The sequence below is a fragment of the Thermoplasmata archaeon genome (genome assembly GCA_035632695.1).
In the GTDB taxonomy this organism is placed as follows: Archaea; Thermoplasmatota; Thermoplasmata; order RBG-16-68-12; family RBG-16-68-12; genus RBG-16-68-12.
In genome coordinates, this window is the sequence record DASQGG010000202.1 from 1 (window position 1) to 1,818 (window position 1,818).

2 protein-coding genes are annotated in these 1,818 nt (G+C 63.0%); one reads left to right on the forward strand and one right to left on the reverse strand.

All coding sequences use genetic code 11. From position 1 onward, the window contains the following. Positions 1–788: potassium-transporting ATPase subunit KdpA (locus VEY12_12575; GenBank protein HYM40954.1), on the reverse strand; the 788-nt coding region annotated here is incomplete at its 3' end. A 506-nt stretch (positions 789–1,294) separates the two neighbouring features. Between VEY12_12575 and VEY12_12580 the strand changes: the two genes are divergently transcribed. Next, positions 1,295–1,818 (forward strand): cation-transporting P-type ATPase (locus tag VEY12_12580; protein ID HYM40955.1); only part of this gene is annotated, 524 nt, incomplete at its 3' end.

The window sequence follows — 1,818 nt, forward strand, 5'->3', positions numbered from 1 at the left end:
TAGGCGAAGGGGAACGCCAGGCCTCCGCTGAGAATCAAGATGATCTCGAGGATGTTCGTGATTCCACTGGGGTTCTCGAACGGATGAGCCGAGTTCGCGCCGAGGAACCCACCACCGTTGTTCCCGAAGTCCTTGATGGACTCCCAGGCCCCGATGGGCCCAATGTACACCGTCTGCGGGCCACCCGCGAGGCTCCCCGTGGTCTGGCTCATCGACAAGGTTTGTGGTGCGCCGAAGGCGGTGAGCAGGATGCCGCCGACAATCGCGATGGGGAGGAGGATGTTCAGAGTGACCCGGGTGAGATCCACGTAGAAGTTGCCGACGTTGTGGCTCGTGTAGTGGAACGCGCGTAGGAACGCGATGCAGACCGCGAATGCGGTCCCGGGGGCGATGAACATGGCGGCTAGGAGCCCCAGCTGGGAGAGGAGGGTGAGTGGATTCGTGGAGGAGTCCCCGGCATAGTGTTGGAGGTTCGTGTTCGTCGCGAACGAGGATGCGGTGTTGAACGCCAGGTCGGGAGTGAACCCCTGGAATGCCAGCAGGCCGTAGACGAACCCGAAGATGAGCGCGTTCGTCAGAATCATGGCCGTGAGGTACTGCTTCCAGGTCATCGGGGCGTCCTTGTCGATGCCTGCGACTTGGAAGAGCGCGCGCTCGATCCTCGACCAGGTCCGCTCGAATGGCCGGGGCTGGCCCTGGATCAGCAGCGCAATGTACATGCCAATCGCCCAGGCGAGGATTAGGGCGAAGGCGAAAGCCACGACGAACTGGACGATTTCGGGAATCATGAAAGGTCAGCCCCCCACAATCCCTCGATGCGCGGACCGGTTGGCCGGAAAAGGTCTGGGCGAGATGGGGTTCGGAACCGAATCTGCTCCTTAGGGCCCGCACGGGTGCGGAGTCCCGTTTCCTCGATACCGAAGTCGTTTGTCTGCGGATTCCTCATTCATCGGTCCTAACTCCCGAGAGTTCAGGGCTTCCCGTCCTCCCTTCATCGACGACCCAGGCGTCCGGCCGCGCAGAAGCTCGGACTTTATCAACCTTGGCATGGAGCCTCCTCCGTTCCGACGTACGGAAATCGACAACACGCACGGCGCGGAGGCCGCGGTCTGTTGCTCCCACCCTACATCCGTGACGTGGGTGCTGTATCTATAACCCGACCATCCAGCAATCGGCCAACCGCGCCAGCCATGACCCTGCGCCAATTTTGATAAGCGGGGTGCCTCTGCCCGACGGGACGTGTGACCGGTCGGGGACACGCGGTGTCCAGTGGCTGGGGAGACGCGATCTGGGTATGGCGAAGTCGGCGGATGACGCATCGGAGACCGTGCGCCTCTGGGCCCGGCTCCCGCTGGACCAGCTCTACCAAGAACTCTCCACGGGGCCGGACGGCCTGACCGCGGTCGACGCCGCACGACGCCTCGACGAGCGCGGCTTCAACGTTCTTCCGGAAGCCAAGAAGACTCCGCTCTCGCGGAAGGCGCTCGCCCAGTTCAAGAACCTGTTCAACGTCCTCTTGATCGTCGCCGCGATCTTGTCATTCGGGACGAACACGCCCCAGATGGGGTTCGCGATCCTCGCCGTCGTTGCCATCGCGGTCTTGTTCAGCCTGTTCCAGGAGCGCCGGGCGGAGCGGGCCGTGGAGGCGCTCCGGCTGCTTGTCCCCGAAGAGGCCAAAGTGATCCGGGAGGCCACGACGAAGAAGATTCCCGTGTCCTACGTGACGGTGGGTGACATCCTTTCCCTCGAAGAGGGAGACAAGGTCCCCGCGGACGCGCGCCTAGTCAGCGCGTTTGAGCTCGACGTGGACAACTCAAC